Genomic DNA, 15879 nt, shown 5'->3' with positions numbered 1-15879 from the left:
GTAGCTCTCGTGCTCGGCGTCGGAGCTACTGTCTCGGCTTGTACCCCGAACACGCTCCCTGTGTCCGATCAGATCAACGAGGCTTACGCACGTTCCCCTGCGACAGGAACCAAGATCTCCGAGGAACGACGCATCCACGACATCGCGGTCATTGACTGGGCCATTGAAAACGGAGCGATCGAGACGCCATTCTCGCTTGCAGACGCCACAGATACCGGCCCCAGCCGACAGGGAACCGGATCCGGTCCTCGTGAGGCTGGCCCCTGGGCCAAGTACCAGGCCTTTATAGACAAGCAAGCCCAGGCCCTGAGAGATGAGATTCGTGACGACTTGACCATCGAAGAAGTTCGAGCCTATTACGAGGCTCATCCTGAGCGTTTTGAACGCCAGGACGACATGACTCTCGAGGTCACTGAGTGGGAGAGCGAGCGGGCGGCAGATCCGTACACCGTGGAGATCAGCGCAGCAAACGTGCGCGAGCTTCAAGAACAGGACGACTCGCTATTGTCGGCTGCTCTGTCACTCGATCAAGACGAGCAGTCGACCATCGAGCGGGGTGGCGGACGGTTCGCTCAGGTTCGTTGCGTGACCCGCACAGACGCAGGGATCACACCGTTCAGCGAGGTTGTGCAGGCCGCAGCGGCCCAGCACGCCTCAGAACTTTTCAGTTCTCAGCTCAGCAGCCGAATGGCCGCACTTGATACGCAACAGTGACCAACAGTGACCAACAGTGAGCACGCCAGCACGGGAGGAACACCGATGACCGCCGCACCGAAACGCCCCAATATCGTCTTGATTCTTACGGACGACCACGCCAGCCACGCTATCGGCGCCTATGGGTCTGTGGTCAATGAGACGCCCCGGATCGACGAGATCGCGCGGGCTGGGCGCCGGATCGACCACTGCTACTGCACCAATTCACTGTGCACCCCCAGCCGTGCAAGCATTCTCACGGGCACCTACAGTCATGTGAACGGGGTGTCCACGCTCGTGACACCGATTGATGCCAGCCAGCCCACCTTCATTTCCCTGCTCAAGGAGGCAGGCTACCGCACCGGTATCGTGGGCAAATGGCACATGGGGGAGGGTGAAGATCATAACCCTCAGAGCTTTGACTACTGGGCTGTACTACGCGACCAAGGTGAGTACTTCGACCCTCAGATTCTCACATCTGAGGGTGTGCGCATCGAGCATGGGTACGCAACTAACATCATTACTGATCTGTCACTCGAGTGGCTCGAGTCGCTCGATGAGCGTGATGGGGGTGAAGACGATGCACCGTGGTGCCTCCTCATCCATCACAAAGCGCCCCACCGGTCTTGGGAGCCCGATGAAGCGCATGCAGGCATGTACACCGCTCCGATCCCTGTGCCGGCAACGTTCAATGATGACCACGAAGGAAGGTCGGCGGCCGCGAAGCACGCAACCATGCGCATCGCTGAATACCTAACGATGACCGACCTCAAAATCACACCTCCCGAGGGCCTCACCCCCGATGAACTGGCACTGTGGAAGTACCAGCGGTACATGGAGGACTACCTACGCTGCGTCGCCTCCGTCGACGACAATGTCGGCCGCGTCATCGATTTCTTGAAAGACCGCGGCGAATTCGACAACACCTTTATGGCGTACAGCTCGGACCAAGGGTTCTTTCTGGGCGATCACGGCTGGTTCGACAAACGATTTATGTACGAAGAGTCCATCAAGATGCCACTGCTGGTGTCGTGGCCCGACCGAATCAAACCAGGTGCACCGATGGAGCAGATCGTCACAAACGTGGACTTCGCTCAGACGTTCTTGGACGTCGCTGGGGTTTCGGCTCACGAGCGAATGCAAGGGCAGAGCTTTCTGCCGCAGCTCACAGAGCAGCCCAAGCAGCCCACACGCGACGGCTTCTACTACCGCTATTACGAGAACGATGACGAGAATCATCACGTCCTCGCGCACTATGGAATTCGCACCGAACGCTATAAGTTGATTTATTTCTACAGCGACGGGATGGGGCTACCGGGCTCGTCACCGTTCACATATGCGCCAGAGTGGGAGCTGTACGATATGCGGGCCGACCCCGACGAGCTGATCAATGTGTATCACCAGCCAGAGTATGCCGACGTGCGCGAACAGTTAAAGGTGCAACTCTGGCACCTGCAGGAAGAGCTCGGCGACACGCCGCATCCAAGCCAACCGCGACCGTCACTACTTGGCGCTGCGGTGCCTACCTCGACAAGCCCCCGGCCGAGCCAGTCGGTAAGCCACGCATCGTAAGCCTCAACGGGATCATCTAAGCCCGGCCCTTTGATCCGGATCCCCCTCGCGCAGCTGGTCGCTGCGCGAGGGGGATTTTGTGTCCGTGCCCCCGCCATGCTGCGCGAGCACCCCGACCTCGTCATGCCGCGCGAGCACCCCGACCTCGTCATGCCGCGCGAGCACCCCGCCCCGTCATGCTGCGCGACGAAGGAGTCGCATCCAGCACAATCAAATTGGGCCTGTGCTTAACCCCAGCTGAGGGACTCGGGGCTCCATTCCTTGCCTCGCACCTCACCACGTAGCACCGGGTCAAGAAACGCCCGCATGAGCACCAGGGCCGCGTCGACGGTTCGGTAGTCGGCGCAGGCTGGAACCGACTTTGCGTCTTTTGCGTAGCGCGCTCCCCAAGTTTGCGGTACTCGGAACATCTGTGGGAGCAGCAATGCACGTGCGTCGGCCTCAGCTTGAAGCGCACGCCACAGTTCATCTGCATTCATGGAGGCTGTCGAAACGAGAATAACCAGATCGACGAGATCCCATTCTCTGGTTGACTGTCGCCCTTTGTACTCTGTGAGAGTGGCGCACACCTTATCTGCAATTTGATCTACCACGGGATAGAGCCGGTAGTCATGGCTGCGCAGCTTCGGCAGATCAAGTCCGTTTGCAGGGGCTGCAACGAGGGCCGTTCCTATGACAATTACATTCGTCACAAGATCCACTTTGAGCGTGCCTCGTTTGCTCGCTCCCACGTACATATCGAAATGAACCTGGACCCCTTCGGTGTAAACCTGTTGATCACCAGCGACCGACGGTTCGTGCCCCACGTACTCAAACCTAAAGAAGTCTCCCAAGTCAATTTCAGCGGAACGCCTAAGATCATCCAAAGCGCCGTCGATCGTCTGGCCTTTTCGGTACAGGTCGATGTCTCTGGTGGTGCGGGCTGAACCAACGCGCGCGAGTACTCCGGTGCCGCCCTTCAGCATCCATTGTGCATCCGCTTCATCAGAAAATATCCTGCTTAGAAACCGCCTGAAGTATTCCTGCCTAATCCGATCGTTGACTGAGATCGATGGGTCATCCGAAGAGAGCTTACGGGCTGCGGCAAGTATGCCTGACTCTACTGCCCTCGGGCTTTGGTAGCTCACGACGTTCACCTTTCGTCCTCTGTGCTCTTGAATCCTGGATACTCAGCTCGAGCAGCCAAATTGATCCAGTCCACAACCTTCAGATAGTCAGAAGAATTCCCTCTCGCCCCTGAAGTTTTTCTAACCACTGCTGCCCGATCAGCGCCGGGCAGGGAGGCAATGAACTTGCTTGCGATCATCGCCCCGAGTTCCTCGTGGGAGGCAAGCTGTGCAGCGACAGTCTCGTTATCAATATGTGCCGCCTCCAGAAGCTCTTGGAGCAGAGCCTCCCCGTCACCCTTACGGTGACCATTACGTTCAGCTAGTGGAGTGAGATAGCTCTCGAGCTTTTCCATGTCCAGGTTCATCTTGCGATTCGCGTCACGAATCACCGCGCCGATGTGCTCGAGTTGGGTGCGTGCTTCAACCAGGTCGGCGATCGTGCGTTCGACCGTTGTGACCGGCAGACCCTCGCGAATCGTTACATCTTCTCGAGTTAGCGTGCGAGTTTTATACCGTATCTCTTCACGCTGCGTTTGCTTGCGACGCAGAGTGGTAAATTCAGTTCGCATGGCCCGCAGGTCTCCTACGCCATAAAGCACTGTCGCTGTCTCACCCGAAACTGTCGCAAAGCTCGGCCGATGTTGCGTGCGCTCCCATGCAAGCTGTTTGGGCTCGATACTTAGCCAGGCGGCGCGAAGGTCTTCATGCTCACTGCTAGGTGCTCCCGCATCCTTATACACACCATGCGCGAGCCTGACGAGATCACCATTGTCTGCAAGGCGCGCAAGATCCACATGACTCAGCCCGCGAGCAAGAGCCTGCGCAGAGGTAACCATGCCCCACTGGGACTCGGTAATCTCTGCAAGCTCACGCAGCGCAGGTCGGTACTTCATGCTTAGAAACTAACACCCAGAGTGTAAGTATTCAAGCACTATTCAGAAATCCGAATTTCCCGAGTCGGGCACTCAACATGGGATTGGGCAGCCGGGAAGCAGAAAATCTGCCCAACAGGCGTATTGTCGTGAGGCTAACGTTCGATACTGTCCGCCAATGACAGCAGGACCGTTGCGAATTCGCTGACCCTCGCAGCCACTGTCGGGCCTGACGGCGCCAGCGACGCGACGCCGCTGTTCACCCCTTGTTCGCTCAACCTAAAGGCTTGTTCAGTAAAGTTGAAAAGCCCCTTAAGCTGAACGAGGCGTTTACACCGCAACTTATTTCGCGCCACACGGGGGCTCAAAGCAGTCACCTCACGCAGCCGGTTTCATACCCCTAGAGTCCTGGAGCCCTTGGTTGAGGGCTGCGACGACCTTCGCACGACACCCCTCATCAAGCTCACCTGGGCTTCCTGGAGGGAGCACGAAACTCCTGGCCGCTTTGTCATGGTCAAGTGCATCCCATTGTTCGGCAAGATTAACGCGTTCCGTCACACCCAGCATCAGCCCAGCGTCGATACCAAGCTGCCTAGCGGCAGCCACCGCGATGTCCCATTCGGCTTCTTCTAATAGCTCCTGACCCTCATCCGTGGAGTACAGATTGTCTTGCACCTCTTGTGCTTCTCGGTACCAGAAGGCAGCTAAAGCAAGATCTTTCGCATCCTTATCTTCCCCATACACCGAGCGGTCAACCCACGATCGCAGTTTTAGGAGCGCGTATCCGGTGATAGTTGGTATACGCACGGTTATTCCACTGGGCAATTTGAGGGGCAACGACTGCTGGTGCACTTCGGAGAAAGCGAAAACGACAAGCCCCTCACCCCTCGGCGCAGGGGTCGAGATCCCTGTCGGATCTTCAATTGCGCCGAACGGCATAATGTCGACAGGAAGCCCACCGATCCTGTAGCGAATCCCGTTGCTTCCAAGCCGCTGGAATCGATCGTCGATCCGATCAGAGATAGCCCAGTCATCCAAAGCAATCCCTATATCGACGTCATTTGTGGCTCGAAGCAAAAAGTCATGCCCAAGGGCCGCATGCAAGATGTCGCGACAGCCAGCACCAACGATCAAGACTTGCTCGGGCAGCATGCTCACCGTCTCAATAAGCTCGGTGATAACCGCTTCAAACTCATCGAAAAGACGCGGGCTAATCTGCGCGAAGTTGAGCATGCAACTCTCGAAACTCTAAGGCTACCTCGTGCTGACGACTGTCTTGCGCAGCAAGCAGGTCAGCGTAAACAAGAAGCGGCGGGGCCGTAAACACGCCTCCCGAAGAATGCCCGTGCGGATCTTCCCAAAACTGCTCTTTGACGAAGATGTTTGGGCGAGCCTCCTCACGTCGCCAGCGAAGCGAAATGTATAGCTCAGTCGGTTGTCCGTGACTATAGAGCGTAAGGGTTTCTGGTCGCATGTGTGTTCTTAATGCAGATTCGCCACTAATGAAAACGGGGCTCTCCCGACTCTCAGTCACTGTAATGTCCCCAAAGAAAGTGGCACGGAGCTGCCCCCTGCCGAGTCCCGCTGGGTAAGACTGCACCCAGAGGTCAAGCAGCCGCTCGCGCATCGTCTCGCTAAAGCCTTGCCGATGAGCCAAGAAGCCCTGCTCGCGCAGGAGTTGCAGTGTGGACTGCGCCTGCCCGAGCGAAACACAGGCTACGCGAGCAAGTTCTCGTAACGGTGATTCCAAGAGAAATTCCCAAGAGAGCAGGGCAAAGATGACCTGCGCACGCTTTGGGCTCATCAAGTTAATGCCACCTCTTTGGTGCACAACGTTTCGGGTCCTCGTGTTCTGACCAGCAGCCGCCGGGGTGCTCGGTCGACGCCCTCGCACGTCAATCAACACTGGCTCAAAGTTGATGTACGCGTTGCCACTGCCGTCCATGTAGTTAATGCCGCGTTCGCGCATGATATCGGCGCTTCGCTCGGTCACCCGATCACCCACCACAAGCAGTGGGGCATCTAACTGATGGAAGTCGGCAGTTTTCGCAACGGTAGACGCTGTCATTTCAGGCACGTAGCTCAAATTGCCACGCAAGGTGGAGCCTCGGTAACGCAACTCACCGTGAACCACCGCTCCAGGCTCCAGGTTCTCTAATGTGACGCCCATGCGAAGCTCGAGCCCGTACTCATGCAGCCGTGATTGTAGATCTTCTGCAAGCGTCAAATCCATCGATCAGCCCGTTCAGTCTGTTCACCCTAAGCTTTTGTTCAGTATAAATGAAAAGTCTCTTAGAGTGAACAAGATGTTATGAACCTGAGCTGACGAGCAAGAGCCCGCTGACAACAGCCACGATGCAAGCCGCCTCCCGCAGCGGCACGGGCAATCCCGCGCTCACAGCGCAGGCAACCCCGGCATCAGGCCAGCCTGCTCAATAACGGCACCGATCTCGAACACCGTGCCCTCGTCCCACGGGTGCCCCACGACCTGCACGCCTGTCGGCACGCCCACTGTCGAGAGCCCGCTCGGCACCGCGAGCACGGGGCAGCGGTTCGCAACGTTAAACGGGCTCGTCAGGTGCGCCTCCCAGTAGTGCCCCAACTCCACGGGCTCACCATCAGCACCCGGCACGCACACCCCCGCAAGGTAGTCGCCCGCCGCGTCGAGCATCTCAATGCCCTGTGTGGGGGCGAGCAGCGCGTCGAGACCGGTCATCGCAACAGCGAGTTCTTGCTGCAGCTGGGCGTCGAGCGCCATCGAATCGGGCAGGCTGACCCCAGCAGCAAACCGGGCAGCGTCTGCGATGAACTGACGCGTGTACGCGGCCAGCTCTGACTCGGTGCCCGCCGTGAGCTGCGCCATCGCGGGCCCGAGAATGTGCCCGAAGTGGGCGAAGGTCGTGGCCGTGATCCGCTCCGTCGTCCACGGCAGCGTCACCGGCACGATCGTCGCGCCCCGGGCCTCAAGCAAGGCCGCCACGCGCTCCGTGTTCTCGCGCACACTCGGCGCGATCGGGTAATCACCCAGCGTGAGCGAGAGCCCAATGCGCAAGCCCTGCAACTGCCCGGATCGCTGCACCGCCGCGACCCTGTCAGTCAGACTCGCCCACTCGCCCGATCGCTCAGCCAAACCACCCGAACCAGCCAAGCCCGCTCGGCCCGCCGCAACCCTGCCCACCGACCCGTGATCGAGCGGGTGTGCCCCGCTCATCACCTCGGCGAGCAGCGCCGTGTCGGCCACGGTGCGCGCCATCGGCCCGTCGCCCCGGTACCAGTCGGCTGACAGCGGCGGCAGCCCCGGCACGCGCCCATACGGCGCCTTGTAGCCAACGGTGCCCGTGAACCCCGCGGGAATGCGCGTGCTGCCCGCAATGTCAGAGGCGGTAGCAAGCGTGGTCATCTGCGCGGCGAGCGCGGTGCCAGCCCCGCCCGAGGAGCCGCCGGGTGACGCCTCAAGGTTCCAGGGATTGCGGGTGACACCCCACGCGGGGGAGTGCGTGACGGTCGCGCACGAGAACTCGGGCGAGGTGGTGCGGGCGTGAATGATGCCACCAGCGGCGAGAATGCGCTCGACCACCGGGTGGTTCGCCGCGGCGCGTACGCCCCGCTGCGACGCGAGCCCCTGCTCGAGGCTGCGGCCTGCGATGCCGTGTTTCTCTTTGGTCGCGACGGGAATGCCCAATAGTGCCGGGGCCTTCGTGCCGGATCGGCGGGCCGCCGCCCAAGCCGCATCGGCTGCAAGCGCCGCGGCCCGCGCCTCCACCGCCATCACCTCGGTGAAGGCGTTGATGCCCGTTTCGCGGTCTCCGTTCACCCGAGCGATGCGGTCGAGGGTGGCCTCGAGTAGCTCGCTGGGGGCGAGCTCGCCCGATTCGAACAGGGCACGGGCGGCGTGCGCGTCGAGCTCGGTGAGCGGTGATGTTTGCTGCGTGGTGAGCATTATTTCTCTCTCCCGGTCATCCTGCGTGGCCTTTTCTCCCGTCATCCTGCGCGACACCCCACCCGTCATTCTGCGTGGCTTTTCCTCCGTCATCCTGCGTGAGCGAAGCGAATCGCAGGATCCACACCCGCTTCAGCGAGCGCGCCGTGCACGAGTCGCCAGCCGACCTCGGCGAGCATGTCGACGCCCGCGGCCATGTCTTCGTCACGCGAGAACTCGCGTTCGCAGTGGCTCACCCCGTCGACGGACGGAATGAACAGCATCACAGTGGGGGCGATGCGGTTCATCGCGACCGAGTCGTGGCCCGCCATGGTGCGAATGCGGCGGGAGCCGAGCCCCAGGTCGGCGGCGACTCGGTCGGCGAGCCCCAGCCCCTGCTCCGGGTAGTGCTGGTTATCACGCACGTCGAAGTCGCGCGCGTTGATCACGAGGCCGTGCTCGGCCTCGATCGCGCGAATGTCGGCAAGAATCTGGTCGCGGGCCTTGAGCACGACCTCGCGGTCATCGGCGCGCAGGTCGGCGACGAGGTGCACCCGGCGGGCAACAACGATGGGGGAGTTCGGCTCGAGTGTCATCTGCCCCACCGAGGAGACGAGGGTCTCGGGCTCAAACAGGTCGGTGACCTCGTGCACCCGCTGAATCACCTTGGCAGCTCCCAGCAGCGCGTCGTGCCGGTCAGACATGAGGGTCGCGCCCGTGTGCGATTGCTCACCCAGCACCTCGATGTCGAGCTTCTGCGTGTACCAGGAGCGGTCGACCGCCCCGATCGCGATGCCCTCGCGCTCGAGGATGCGACCCTGTTCGATGTGAATCTCGGCGTAGGCAGCGACCTCGGGGCGCTCGTCGGCGCCGAGGTAGCCGATATCGCGCAGCGCCTCGCGCACCGACACCCCGCTCAGGTCACGCACCTCGAGCATCTCGGTCTCGCTCATGAGCCCGGCAAACACCGAACTGCCCATGATCGAGGGGGCAAAGCGGCCACCCTCCTCGTTGAACCAGTTCACGACGGCAAGGTTGTACTGGGGCGTATCAAGGCGCGACCCGTCGCTGTCTTCGCTGCCTGAGCCAGCACCGCCCGCGGCGCTGACCGAGGTGAGGCGACGGGCGATCCGGCACGCTGCGTGCAGGGCCGCGATGACGCCGTACGCGCCGTCGAAGCGGCCCCCCAGTGGCTGCGAATCGAGATGCGAGCCGAGCAGCACATAGGGGGCGCCGGGGCGCAGCTCGATGAGCGCGAGCTGGTTGCCGATGCCGTCGACCCGCACCTCCCAGCCGCGCTCGCGCGCGAACGCCCGAAACCACTCGCGCGTCTCGCGGTCTTCGGCCGTGGCGGCCTGCCGGTCGACGCCGCCATTAGGAGTTGCGCCGATCTTCGCGACCTCGTGAAAGTCGGTGAGGAAAGATTCGGTGGTCACTTGCGGGCTCCTGTCGTGCGGGTGTGCTTCTTGAGGGGGTGGGTTTCGGGGATGCTGGTGAAGACGAGAACGAGAAACACGAGGGCTCCGGCGATCGCCATGTAGACGCCGGGGCTTGCGCCGTAGCCGGTCGCGCCGACGAGCCAGGTGCCGATGAACGGGGCGGTGCCGCCGAAGATCGCGTAGCCGACGTTGTAGCTGACCGCGGCCGAGGTAAAGCGGGTGCGGGTCGTGAAGATCTCGACGAAGAAGGTGTAGCAGCCGCCACCGTAGATGCAGACCGCGATCACGAAGATGAACTGGCCGAGCAGGGCGAGCCCGAAGCTGCCTGAGGTGACGAGCATGAAGGCGGGCACCGACAGCACAGCGATCACGGCGGCGCCAGCGATGAGCATCGGCTTGCGGCCGAAGCGATCGCCCAGCATGCCGGTGAACGGCAGCACGAGCGTGTAGAGCAGCATGGCGGCCGCGTTGGCGAGCAGCGACGCCTCGCGGCTCAGGTCGCCGGCGGTCTGCACGTAGGCAACGAAGTAACCCGAGAGAAAGTAGAAGCCCATCGCGGTGAGCCCCATGACCATGATCACCTGCAGCATCTGGCGCCAGTTCTCACGGAATGCGTCCCTGATGGGGGTGTGCTGTTCCTTTTGCGCGAGCTGCTTCTGCTGCACCTGCTTGAACGCTTCTGACTCTTCGGTGTGCGTGCGGATCCACAGGCCGAACAGGGCGAGTGGCAGCGCGATCAAGAACGGAATGCGCCAGCCCCACGACTCGAACGACGCGGCAGACATGTTCTGGGAGAGCACGAGGATCAGGGTGCCGCCAATGACCGAGGGCATCGCGGTCGCGGCGAGGGTGATGTTGAGCCACATGCCGCGGCGGTTCTTGGGCGCGTGCTCGAATACGAACGCGGGGGCGCCCACTGACTCACCGCCGGCCGAGAACCCCTGCAGCAGCCGGCACAGCACGAGGAGCGCCGGGGCGGCGATGCCGATCTGGGCGTAGGTGGGCAGCAGGCCGATTGCGGTGGTGGCGATGCCAATGGTGAGCAGCGTCACGTACAGCACGGGCCTGCGCCCGTACTTGTCGCCGAGCGCCCCGAAGAAGAGCCCGCCGAGGGGGCGCACGAAGAACGCGACGCCGAAGGCCGCGAACGTGGAGAGCAGGGCGAGGGAGGGGTGCACGGTCGGAAAGAAGAGGGCCGAGAGCGTGAGGGCCGAGAGGCCGTAGAGGGTGAAGTCGTAGAACTCGATGAACTGGCCGACGCTGCCCGCGAGCAGCACGCGGCGGCGTTCTTTGGTGAGCGCGTGGCGCTCGGCGACCGAGATGGGCCCGGTCGGTATGTTCACCGGATCAGTGTGCGCGGGCACGCCCGCGGTGTTCTTCACGGTCGTTGGTCTATCACCGGTGTTGGTGGCTTCGGATTGCAGCGTCATTGCGTCCTCCTGAGTGGTGCCCGCACCTCACCAGTCGGCGTCGTTGTCGGCCGTGTGCGGAGCTCGTCCCTCTAGTGTTGGCCGCACCGGCCGATCGTGTCTAACGAATAATTTCGTTGTCATCGATCGAGAAAATCGATTCGTGGCGTTTGTGTGACAGGAGCTCGGTGCACACTTCGGCGAAGGCCCGGGCCTTACGGGTGGGCGCAAGACCGCGGCGGCTCACGAGCGAGGCTTCCATGTGCTGAAGTTCATCAAGGAGCCGGATCGGCACCACCCGCGACCCCGAGTACGTCATGCCGTGCCCCACCCACTGGTTGAGCACCGAGTAGCCGTGCCCGCGGGCCACGAATGAGCGCACGGTCTCGTACCCGAGGGAGACGTGGCGCACGCGCGGCTTAATGCCGAGCTGCCGAAAGAGGCCCAGGTAGTACTCGCGGGTGTAGGGCAGATCGAGCAGTACGAGCGGGTCGCTTTCTAGCTCTGACAGGTGAATTTCGCTGCGGCCCTGTTTTGCGAGCGGGTGGCTCTCTGCGACAATCACGTGCGGGGGAATGCGGTCGATGACGGTGCGGTCGAACCGGTCGTCGACGCCCAGGTCGTACATGAGGGCGATCTCGCAGCGGCCGTCGTAGAGCTGCGTCTGCAGGGAGTCTTGATCGCCCTCGACAAACGTGACTGTCACGTTGGGGTAGAGCTGTTCGAAGCGCTGCAGAATCTCGGGCGCCTGAAACGGGGCGAGCGGGGCGTAGATGCCGACCGAGATATCACCCTGTAGCGCTGCGTTCGCGTGCTGCGCTTCGACTGCGAGCTGGTCGGCTTCTTCGAGAAACGCCGCGCTGCGTGCCAGTAGCGCGGTGCCCGAGTCAGTGAGCCGGAGGCCGATTCTGGGGATTCTCGTGAAGAGCTCGACCCCCAGCTCGCGTTCGAGCTGGCTGATCGCGCTCGACAGGGTCGACTGGGTGACGTTGAGTTCGGCGGCCGCTGCCGTCATGTTCTCGAGCCGGGCGACGGCAGCAAAGTACCGCAGTTGAACGAGGGTGAACGACGCTGTCATGGGTCTAGTTTGGCAGGTTTGGGTGCCTGCTCAGAGGTGTTGGCTGAGGCAGGTCCCATACGCGCGCATACTCATCTGCAACGAGGGGCCACACAAGTCTGCGGCCATCATCGACCGTATGAATATCATCTGCAAGTGAATCAAACACCACAAACTCGTGTGGAATCACACGCCCTGCGCGGTCCTTTCGGCCCAGCGGATCAAGGAACCGCAGAGCTACCCGGTCACCGACCCGAGTGAACATTTCACCCGCAGACTCCTGCACAGAAAACACGGTCTCATAGGCCTTGAGCGGGTCAGCGAATCCCCCATCTAGCAAGAACTTGAACCCCCAGGTTCTCCCTCGTGTCGCCCAAATTATTCTCACCGACGACTCCTCAATAGCACCTTTTCTTCTTCTCCTCGATCGAGTGCCATCGTGAACTGTGTCAGGGTTGCGACCAAGTACTCCCGTTTCTTGATGGCTTCCTCGTTGAGCGTAACGAGGCGCTCGCCAAGCAACGTAAGGCCCCGTGCGAAGGCATCTCTTGTAAGCACAGTATTCACGAGGCTAAACACCTTGCCAAAAGGCCCAGGCACGAAGAAAGCTAGCGAGTTAAGCACATCCACGACAGTGTCTGCATTCTTTGCAAAGTATTTCGCAACCTGAGCCGGCAGTTTCTGCATCTGGCTCCACTGCGCCTGTCGCTCGAACGGCAAGATCGCTGCAATCGGCAGCATCAGGTCGAGCCCGATTTGTTTCTCCACCTCAATCTTGCCCGGTTCAAATCGAGCTGAAGAAAGCAACATGAAATCTTCACCAAATGACAGCGCCTGAGGCCCCTGCACAAACCCCTTCAATGTTTCACGAAGTTCGAGAATCTCGTCACTTGCTTTTGCGATCAACAGGTCACGAAACCCGTCGACATTGGTTTCTGGTAGAAGATCAGCTTTCGAGAGCGCGAGAATCCAAACTCGTGGAAACCGCACGAGGGGTTTGCCATCATCTAAAATCTCATCTTCAAGATTGCGCAGACCATTTTTGACATTGTTAAACAACGACTTCAGGTAGCGTTCTTCTTCACCCTGGTGATCAAGCAGCCGCTGCCCATCGACAAGCAATAGCGCCACATCAGAGCCCAACAGTGCACGAAACGTATCCACTCGTCTACGAGCTTCTTCGCCCATCACATCTTGTTCGAACCATTCACCTGGGTAATCGTGCCACACCACCCGCAGCGTTGCCACTCCAGCACGCTTGCCCGCTTTCGGATTAACGCCCTTCTTCGGCTTCATGATGAATGCATACGAGGTGGGGGCGAACTTCGTAGGCATCGGTGCAGTAGCGTCATCGCGCATGCCCAGATAATCGCGGTAAAGCTTCGTGCCTTGCCCCAAATCGTCAGCAAACACATCAACGTAGTGGCTCTCGTTGAAGCTCTGCTGCTGGGTAGCGCCGTAAAACGATGAGACGAGCACAGTCTTGCCGCTGCCACTCTCTCCGAAGACTGCGATGTGCTGCTCGAGCGCCGCATTTCTAACTTGCATCGTGTTTCCTTCATTCAAGGGTTCACACTCGACTCTATTCGGGCTAAGCCACTTCGTGTAGCCGCTCGGGCCACCACACAAGCTCGGCGAGCCTCGTGACTGTCTCACAACACTGATCTTGCTCGCCCGGGCCGAACATGTCGAGCGGGCTGAACGAAAGACCTGTGTGATCTAAGAATTGTCGGAATTAAGGTTTGTGGAAACTGTTACACCAGGAGGTTCTGGCATTACTGTTTTCAGGACGGTACCATCGCCCATTTTGAGTTCTGAGGTAAAGAGCTCAGGGACGCGGCGACCATCCTTCTTTCCTCTGACCTGCTGTATCTGCCCAAACGCCGAGTCAGAGACTTGGCGCGCAGGAACGTTCATTCTCTCGCCATCAGGCGCAGCCATCGTTATTTAACCTCCGCGATCAGCATCCGGAAGTCTCCGTTCCGTGGAGCGTCAACTGCCGAATATTGCAACCAATTCAGCAGGTACGCTCCGGAGAGTGTAAGTGTCGCCTCGCGTCCGCGAATCGTGCCAGGACTAGCGTGATCGCGCCAGCCAAGCTCACCTGTCACAGTACGACCGTGATGCAGACGGAACAGCTCGTCAACGGTGCCTGTTCTTGTGGATTCACTCCAAAGTGTGCGGTCGTTAGTTATCGTAACCGACATGCCAGACTCGACGATATTGTGAGCGCAGAGCATTTCGATCCGTCCAATATCCTTCAAAATGTCGTAGCGCCGGAGATCCTGTGCTGCCTGCGCTCGAAGCAGGAACTCCTCGCCGTTTATGGTCTCTTCGAGTTTGGCCGTGATGTATTTGAGCTCGACTGCGAATCGGTATCCGTCCCGCAGCAGCATCATGTCCAAATTGATGGGCCGTGCGCCAGCAATGCGCACAGGCCGCTCAAGCCGGACTTCTAAAAAAGGGTCGAGTCGTGAAATTTCGACCGCGAGTTCATGTTGCAAGTCAGCCTCTGAATGGAACAGGGGCCGGCGTGTTTGTAGCTGAGCGATTGCGGAGCGGACGAGGCTAAACACTAGAGCCCGCGCCACTTCTACTGACGAACGGTCAGGCACTTCGGTCCAGTCTGCAGATAACTCTTAAGGAACCGCTCGAACTTCGTTCCTTTGTCCCGATGACTTGTTGCCCCGAAATACATATCGTCGAGCAGATCCCACAGAGTCACTGGTCTTGCCGGAGTGACTGTGCTCGAAGATTCAGGAGCAGGTACGAAAGAGACGGCCATGCTCTCTATCTTGCTTAGTTTCACGGTCGTTGAGCAATTCCCAGCTCCCGTCAGATGGAATGTCACTGGCTCAGGTTATGGTGTCCATGCACCAGCCGGTGCATGATTCAAGCAAAGGAGCATGAAATGCGTGTTGCCCCCTACCACTCTGCAAATCAGAGTGATCCAGATGTTCACCATGATCACAATGACTGCCCTACTGGCAAACAAATCCCTGCACACAATCGCCGGTCAGGTACCAACGGATGGCCCAAGTGCAAGCAATGCAGTAACAAGTAATTAGAAGAGACGGGAATCAGCCAAGAACGCTGATTCCCGTCTCGTACATTCTGTCGGCTTCATCACATCGCAATTGAGGTGGCAGCAAGTCGCTCAATCGACCCCATCAACTTCTCCGAAGTAGTGGCCCGCGCCCGTACCAGCCGCTGCTCATCGTGCAGCTGCGAGAAATCGTATGAGTGCCGCACCAGCGTCGCACCCGACTCCAACGGAGTGAGCTCCCACCGCCAGAGCTGGCCGAACGGCTCGCCGCCCGGCAGTGACGGCTTCCATGCGATCAGGCGGCCCTCCTCGAACTCGACGATGTGGTTCTCGCGCACCCGGTCGGGCTTGTTCACCATCAGGAAGATGTCACCCACGGCGTGGATGCGCTGGCCCGGCTCCGCAGAGGCGAGGTTGTCGTTTCCGTCCCACGAGGGCTGCAACGAGGGGTCGGCGATGAGTTCGAAGATTGTTGCGGCGTCGGCTGGGATTTCTAGTTCTGCTGAGACCAGCGTTGGTTGTTCAGTCATGACAGCAGTCAAGCACAGGAGTTAGTAGCGCGGTAGTGGATCAGAGTGTGGATCCTGCGACTCGCTGGCGCTGTAGCGCCAGCGCGGATTGCGAAAAACGCTGGCGCGTTTTTCCTAAGCAATCCGCGCACGCAGGATGACACGGGGTGAGTACGCGCAGACCCTATGAGTGTGGGGTTTATAAATAATCGATTACAAGCCTTGTAAGGCCAGAGCCCCACGGTGAAAATACG

General features: G+C 60.1%; 14 protein-coding genes. 2 read left to right on the top strand and 12 right to left on the bottom strand.

The window, feature by feature from the left end; genetic code table 11:
* Positions 1 to 60: 60 nt before the first annotated feature.
* Both ACXR2W_RS13350 and ACXR2W_RS13345 read left to right on the top strand, forming a co-directional pair.
* Entirely contained in the window at positions 61 to 714 is a 654-nt protein-coding gene (locus ACXR2W_RS13350) for a peptidylprolyl isomerase (RefSeq protein WP_458816766.1), read from the top strand.
* Between the two features lie 45 nt (positions 715 to 759).
* Positions 760 to 2265 carry a sulfatase family protein gene (locus ACXR2W_RS13345; RefSeq protein WP_458816768.1) on the top strand — a complete coding sequence of 502 codons (1506 nt, stop codon included), beginning with the start codon at positions 760 to 762 and terminating at the stop codon, positions 2263 to 2265.
* Between the two features lie 227 nt (positions 2266 to 2492).
* Here the strand turns inward: ACXR2W_RS13345 and ACXR2W_RS13340 are convergent, their stop codons facing one another.
* From ACXR2W_RS13340 to ACXR2W_RS13285, 12 genes are all read right to left on the bottom strand, one after another.
* Positions 2493 to 3392 (bottom strand): nucleotidyl transferase AbiEii/AbiGii toxin family protein, encoded by a 900-nt coding sequence (locus tag ACXR2W_RS13340; protein WP_458816770.1) that lies wholly within the window; start codon positions 3390 to 3392, stop codon positions 2493 to 2495.
* A gap of 5 nt (positions 3393 to 3397) precedes the next feature.
* Positions 3398 to 4267, bottom strand: coding sequence for a type IV toxin-antitoxin system AbiEi family antitoxin domain-containing protein (locus ACXR2W_RS13335; RefSeq protein ID WP_458816772.1), 870 nt, complete (start codon positions 4265 to 4267; stop codon positions 3398 to 3400).
* Between the two features lie 357 nt (positions 4268 to 4624).
* The gene (locus tag ACXR2W_RS13330) at positions 4625 to 5479 is read right to left on the bottom strand and encodes a hypothetical protein (RefSeq protein WP_458816774.1); all 855 of its coding nucleotides are present in this window, start codon (positions 5477 to 5479) and stop codon (positions 4625 to 4627) included.
* A complete protein-coding gene (locus ACXR2W_RS13325; protein ID WP_458816776.1) occupies positions 5457 to 6479 on the bottom strand; it encodes a type IV toxin-antitoxin system AbiEi family antitoxin in 1023 nt (340 codons plus the stop codon). The genes ACXR2W_RS13330 and ACXR2W_RS13325 overlap by 23 nt, the downstream gene beginning before the upstream one ends.
* Before the next feature lie 162 nt (positions 6480 to 6641).
* Entirely contained in the window at positions 6642 to 8186 is a 1545-nt protein-coding gene (locus tag ACXR2W_RS13320; protein ID WP_458816778.1) for an amidase, read from the bottom strand.
* A gap of 89 nt (positions 8187 to 8275) precedes the next feature.
* Positions 8276 to 9601, bottom strand: coding sequence for a M20 family metallo-hydrolase (locus ACXR2W_RS13315; protein ID WP_458816780.1), 1326 nt, complete (start codon positions 9599 to 9601; stop codon positions 8276 to 8278).
* A complete protein-coding gene (locus ACXR2W_RS13310) occupies positions 9598 to 11034 on the bottom strand; it encodes an MFS transporter (RefSeq protein ID WP_458816782.1) in 1437 nt (478 codons plus the stop codon). Before ACXR2W_RS13310 ends, ACXR2W_RS13315 begins: the two co-directional genes overlap by 4 nt.
* A 100-nt stretch (positions 11035 to 11134) precedes the next feature.
* Positions 11135 to 12091, bottom strand: a complete 957-nt coding sequence (locus tag ACXR2W_RS13305; RefSeq protein WP_458816784.1) for a LysR family transcriptional regulator — start codon at positions 12089 to 12091, stop codon at positions 11135 to 11137.
* A gap of 4 nt (positions 12092 to 12095) precedes the next feature.
* Positions 12096 to 12458, bottom strand: a complete 363-nt coding sequence (locus tag ACXR2W_RS13300; protein ID WP_458816787.1) for a hypothetical protein — start codon at positions 12456 to 12458, stop codon at positions 12096 to 12098.
* On the bottom strand, positions 12455 to 13636 hold the full coding sequence (locus ACXR2W_RS13295; protein WP_458816789.1) for an ATP/GTP-binding protein: 1182 nt from the start codon (positions 13634 to 13636) through the stop codon (positions 12455 to 12457). The genes ACXR2W_RS13300 and ACXR2W_RS13295 overlap by 4 nt, the downstream gene beginning before the upstream one ends.
* Before the next feature lie 377 nt (positions 13637 to 14013).
* Positions 14014 to 14574 carry a hypothetical protein gene (locus ACXR2W_RS13290; RefSeq protein ID WP_458816791.1) on the bottom strand — a complete coding sequence of 187 codons (561 nt, stop codon included), beginning with the start codon at positions 14572 to 14574 and terminating at the stop codon, positions 14014 to 14016.
* Between the two features lie 622 nt (positions 14575 to 15196).
* Positions 15197 to 15646 (bottom strand): SRPBCC family protein, encoded by a 450-nt coding sequence (locus ACXR2W_RS13285; RefSeq protein WP_458816793.1) that lies wholly within the window; start codon positions 15644 to 15646, stop codon positions 15197 to 15199.
* Positions 15647 to 15879: the final 233 nt, after the last annotated feature.

Source organism: Leucobacter faecis, assembly GCF_054456695.2.
Note: the sequence above shows the minus strand (reverse complement) of the source record. Positions and strands in the feature narration are given on the sequence as shown.

Excerpts from the sequence above, each read along its gene's own strand:
- ACXR2W_RS13345 (WP_458816768.1), top strand. The coding sequence starts at position 760 with ATGACCGCCGCACCGAAACGCCCCAATATCGTCTTGATTCTTACGGAC.
- ACXR2W_RS13310 (WP_458816782.1), bottom strand. The coding sequence starts at position 11,034 with ATGACGCTGCAATCCGAAGCCACCAACACCGGTGATAGACCAACGACC.
- ACXR2W_RS13305 (WP_458816784.1), bottom strand. The coding sequence starts at position 12,091 with ATGACAGCGTCGTTCACCCTCGTTCAACTGCGGTACTTTGCTGCCGTC.
- ACXR2W_RS13330 (WP_458816774.1), bottom strand. The coding sequence starts at position 5,479 with ATGCTCAACTTCGCGCAGATTAGCCCGCGTCTTTTCGATGAGTTTGAA.
- ACXR2W_RS13335 (WP_458816772.1), bottom strand. The coding sequence starts at position 4,267 with ATGAAGTACCGACCTGCGCTGCGTGAGCTTGCAGAGATTACCGAGTCC.
- ACXR2W_RS13285 (WP_458816793.1), bottom strand. The coding sequence starts at position 15,646 with ATGACTGAACAACCAACGCTGGTCTCAGCAGAACTAGAAATCCCAGCC.
- ACXR2W_RS13320 (WP_458816778.1), bottom strand. The coding sequence starts at position 8,186 with ATGCTCACCACGCAGCAAACATCACCGCTCACCGAGCTCGACGCGCAC.
- ACXR2W_RS13325 (WP_458816776.1), bottom strand. The coding sequence starts at position 6,479 with ATGGATTTGACGCTTGCAGAAGATCTACAATCACGGCTGCATGAGTAC.